Source organism: Roseibium sp. RKSG952, assembly GCF_009711355.1.
Window position 1 is genome coordinate 1 of sequence record NZ_SMMF01000695.1, and the last position, 4,665, is coordinate 4,665.

4 protein-coding genes and 1 pseudogene are annotated in these 4,665 nt (G+C 59.4%); all 5 read left to right on the forward strand.

Annotated features, from left to right (window positions below):
- Positions 1-422 (forward strand): annotated as a pseudogene (locus tag E1297_RS49060) (hypothetical protein); the annotation flags it as partial.
- A complete protein-coding gene (locus E1297_RS04095; protein WP_155134224.1) occupies positions 422-1,060 on the forward strand; it encodes a hypothetical protein in 639 nt (212 codons plus the stop codon). The pseudogene E1297_RS49060 and the gene E1297_RS04095, both read left to right, overlap by 1 nt.
- Positions 1,060-1,644 (forward strand): hypothetical protein, encoded by a 585-nt coding sequence (locus E1297_RS04100; RefSeq protein ID WP_155134227.1) that lies wholly within the window; start codon positions 1,060-1,062, stop codon positions 1,642-1,644. Before E1297_RS04095 ends, E1297_RS04100 begins: the two co-directional genes overlap by 1 nt.
- Positions 1,641-2,072: a hypothetical protein gene (locus E1297_RS04105; protein WP_155134230.1), complete on the forward strand. Its 432-nt coding sequence runs from the start codon at positions 1,641-1,643 to the stop codon at positions 2,070-2,072. Before E1297_RS04100 ends, E1297_RS04105 begins: the two co-directional genes overlap by 4 nt.
- Positions 2,069-4,665 (forward strand): hypothetical protein (locus E1297_RS04110; RefSeq protein WP_155134233.1); only part of this gene is annotated, 2,597 nt, incomplete at its 3' end. The genes E1297_RS04105 and E1297_RS04110, both read left to right, overlap by 4 nt.

A 4,665-nucleotide genomic window follows, 5' to 3' on the forward strand; every position in this document is an offset into this window, starting at 1 on the left:
GGGGGTTCTCGGGCGGTGGTTACACCGGGGATGGCGGCAAATACGAACCTGCCGGCGTCGTGCATCGCGGGGAATATGTATTCTCGAAACAGGCCACTAAACGGATTGGTGTCGGGAACCTGGAAGATCTGCATCGGCGCGGCAAGGGCTATGCCAATGGCGGCTTTGTCGGCCCGTCTGCCGTTCCATCGATCGCTGCCCCAAAGGCCTTGTCAGCTCCGCCACCCGTGCCGCGTTCCGGCGACTCCATCATCTACAGTCCGACCAGTTATATCGACGCCAGAGGCTCGCAAATGACCGAGGATCAGTTCCGGGCCATCCTGGAAGAGAATAACCGGAAAAATGTCCCGGTCATCGCCCGGCAGACCGTCGGCAAGGCCAACAAGCACAGCACCAACCCTGCGTTTCGGAAAGGGCGGTAATGGCTTTACTCGAAATGCCGATTGCGGGCGTCCAGAGTGCGAAATTCCGGCTGGATCAGGATGTCAGTACCAACCAGCGCGCTTCCGGCTTTGTGTCCTCGGTGCAGCGCAGTGATCCGCGATGGTCTGTCGAAATCTCAACCGGAAAGCTGGAGCGGGCGCAGTACCAGATCATGCGCACGTTTTGGGATGAGTGCACGACACTGCAGCATGATTTTCTTCTGCACGATCCGGCGCATCCGCGACCGATCCACTATCGCGCAGGTTTTACAGGCTTGACCCGCTCAAACGGGACTGCGTTTTCCGGCACTGCCCATGTCGATGCGCTGACGAAAACAACCATTTCGATCAGCGGATTACCGAATGGTTTTAAACTCGCTTATGGTGACTACGTGGGGCTGGTCGAGGGCGATTACCGGGGGCTTCACAAGGTGATCGACCAGCAGAAAACCGCTTCTGGCGGTACGATGACTGTCAGTGTCTTGCCACTCGTCAAGACCAACGTGTTTTCGTCTGCGGCCAGTGTCAATCTGGAAAAGCCGCATGCGCGGTTCATGCCGATCCCCAACAGCGATGATTTTTCGTTTGGTCTCGGCCCTATCCCTTTTTCCTTCAAGGCCATTCAGCGGATTATCTGATGCGCTACGTTGATCCTGCCATTCAGGCGCTGGTCGCGACTGGCCGCTATGCCGTGCGCGATGCAATCCTGTTTGATTTTGCTGAAGGCCAGTACGGTTTCTGGTGGGGGGAGGGCGCTTTTGAATGGAACGGGTTTGTCTTCCAGGGCGGTGGCCAGCTGTTTCAGGTTGACGAAACCTCTTACGGCGATGACGAGCCAGCCGAAATCACGATCAAGCTGGCAGCGATCCCTGGAACAGATCTGACACCGGATGTGCTGGCCACGATCCATGATTACACATGGCATCTGCGCCCGGTGGTGATTTACCGATTTTACTTTGATGTCGAGACCGGGGCGCTGGTCGGCGGGATCCCAGATGTGGTCTTTGACGGGATCATGAACACCATGCCCCACGAAGACAATCCGGACGGCGAATATGCGCTGGTACTGCAATGCGTGTCGGGCGGTTACGAGGACACCGAGGCAGGCAATCTGATCCGTGACACGGAAACGCAAAAACTGATCGCCGGAAAAACCGATCTGTTTTTTGAGCACTGCGCATCCGCAGCCACCCAAAAAGCGAAATGGGGGCCGAACGCATGAGGCTGGACGGGTGGGACAAACGGCTCTTTGCCGTCATTGCCCGGCATGAGCAATTGCCGTTCGGATGGGGCGGCGACAATGGCGGATCCGACTGCTGGATGATGGCAATGGATGCCGTCGAGGCTGTAACCGGCACGCGTTATTTTGCAGATGAGCGGGGCCGCTACAAGACCTTGATCGGGTCCAAGCGGCGGCTGACGGCCAACGGCTTTGATGACTTGTCAGCGTGTTACGCAAGCTTGTTCGCGCCGGTTTCGAAGATGCGGGCACAGCGTGGCGATATCGGGATTGTTGAGGTGATCGATCAACGCGGCCGGGCAGTTGAGTGTTCGGTGGTGGTGATGGGCACATACGCGATCGGCAAGGGGCCGGACGGCACGGTCAGGGTTCCTGTGACACATTTGAAAGCGGCTTTCAGGGTCGGATGATCAATAGACTTTCTATCATCTTGCTGGCGATCTGGTGCCTTCTCACCTGGTCGGCCACAGCGCATGCCTTCCCGGTCGTGGGTGCGATTGTCGGAGCGATCGGGCTGAGCGGGGCAGTCGCGACCATTGCGACCTATGCGATCACAGGCGCGCTGCTCGTGGGCGGCATGCTGTTGTCGTCGGCGCTCACGCCGGATACGCCGGAAGTCGCACAACCCGGGGGCGTTGAAGCTGACGTGCAGCTTGGGTCCAACGTGCCGCACCGGCTCCCGTTTGGGCAAATCGCCACCAAGGGCCACTATGTCTATTTCAACGAATATGATGACGGCAAGCGTCTGGATCAGGTCTATGTGCTCGGGACCGGCTGGTGTAACCGGCTCAAGAAAGTCATGGCTTCCGGCGAAGAATGCCCGCTGACGGAGATCGATAGCGGCACCGGCTGGACCAAATACGCCGTAGAATTGCCGGATGACGGCGACAGTCCAAATCTCTGGGTGACTTTCTGGGAAGGGCGCCACGATCAACCGGCCAGCCCGGCGCTGATTGATCACGCCAACGCGCCGGATCGCTGGACTTCTGATCACATCGGAACGGGCATTTGCTACGCGCATGTAGAAGCGCGCTATGACCGGGATATCAGCGAGCTGCAGTCACTCTTGTCGGGCAATACGTTGCTGTTCGTGATTGAGGGCTTGCGGCTCTATGATCCGCGCCTTGACAGCACGGCCGGCGGCGATGGCCCGCATCGGTTCGACGACTGGCGCACCTGGGAGTATTCGGACAACCCAGCCGTCGGACTGTACCATTATGAGCGCGGCTACTTCATCAACGGCATGCGCGTTGGTGGTGTCGGGCGCCCCGGTTACCGGCTGATCACAGAGCAGTACATGGCAGCCGCCAATGTCTGCGATGAGGAAGTCGAGCTGGCAGACGGCGGGAGCGAGCCGCGGTATCGTCATTCTGTTGTCGCGTCCGAGGATATCGAGCACATCGACGCCATCACGGCGATGGCCGGTGCCATGGCAGCTGACCGGGTGGAGATGCCGGGTCTGTTTGGTGTCATTGCCGGTGCCGCGCAAGTGCCTGTGGCAACCTTTACCGATGACGATATCTTGCTGGATGCCCCCAAGACATTTTCCGCAAAACGCGGAAAAGAGGACCTGTACAATCGGGTGTATGGGCAGTTTTCGGATCCGGCCAACAATTACGAGGCGTCTGCGATTGCGCCGGTTATCGGGAATGATGACGTCGTTGCGGTTGATGGCGGTCATGTCAGGACCGCTAAAAGTGATTTTCTCCAGGTAAACAGCGGCACACAGGCGGAGCGCCTGAACCGGATCAAATACCGTCAGAACCGGCGCCAGGCGTCAGCGCGCCATTCGTTTGACGAGACGATGATTCACTTGACCATGGGTGATTGGCTGGTCTGGCAATCGGCCAAGCATGGCACGCGGACGTTCAAAATCATCCGGTTGGCCCGCGATCTGGAAAAGTGCCGGATTACGGTCGATCTGCAAGAGACACATACGGATGTCTACGGTCATTCGACCGGCGAAGAAACGCCGATCGGGCCGGTGCCGGTGCCGCCGTCAGCGGACCAGCGCCCGCGCAATGTCCGCAATCTCCGGCTCCAGGCAACGGCGATTACCGGACCAAACGGCCAGACCCGTCCGGCAATCAATGTCTTCTGGGATACGGTCACGGACGAGACGATTACGGCCGTGGTCCTCGACCATCAGGTAAAGGACCAGCCCAGCACCGCTATTCGCAGCCTGCACCCACGCCCGCTCAGTGGAGAGGACTGGTCAGGGACGACACTGGTTTCCGGTATTCAGGCTGGCCAGACCTATGAGGTCCGTTCAACGATCAACACCGCCGTTCCGCGCCGGACCGAGTGGAGTGACTGGGTCTCGATCCAGACCAGTGGCCAGTATGTCGTCCAGTCGGCACAGTCGCTTTATCTCAATGCTGTCGAATGGGTTACCGCCGCCGAGATCAATGCCAGCTTATCCGAAGCGACAGACGCCGCAGACGCCGCTCAGGAGGTGGCGGGCGAGGCGCTGGAGACGGCAAACACTGCCAAGGACAATGTCCAGACGCTGACCGGTAATGTCGCGCAGGCCGCAGCCAATGCTGCAACAGCACTGACGGATTCTCAGACAGCGGCGACAGCGGCGGCCAATGCGGTTTCAGCAGCGGGGGAGGCGAAGGCACAAGCGGAAACGGCTGCGGCGGATGCGACCGCAGCGGCAAGCCAATCTGCGGCAACGGCGCAGAGCCAGACGGAATCGGTGATGCGCGAGGTGATCAACCGGATCGACGCAGCGCGGGACAGGCAGGTCATCACGGGCGATGCGGCCTTGGCAAACCAGGCGCTTGTGCGGCGTCTGGACGAGGGGCGGGAGGCATCGGCAAGTTACACGCTCGATCTAGTGTCTCAACTCGACGAGCAGACCGCCAGCACGTTTCAGTCGTTTGACGTTCGTGTCACCGCAACCGAGCAGGGTGTTGAGACAGTCGCCAGCGCCGTCCGCACAGTCGATACGAAAACTGATGACAATGCGGCATCAATCACGACGCTGGAACAGTCGAC

Coding starts and splice junctions, on each gene's coding strand:
- E1297_RS04095 (WP_155134224.1), top strand. CDS start 422: ATGGCTTTACTCGAAATGCCGATTGCGGGCGTCCAGAGTGCGAAATTC.
- E1297_RS04100 (WP_155134227.1), top strand. CDS start 1,060: ATGCGCTACGTTGATCCTGCCATTCAGGCGCTGGTCGCGACTGGCCGC.
- E1297_RS04105 (WP_155134230.1), top strand. CDS start 1,641: ATGAGGCTGGACGGGTGGGACAAACGGCTCTTTGCCGTCATTGCCCGG.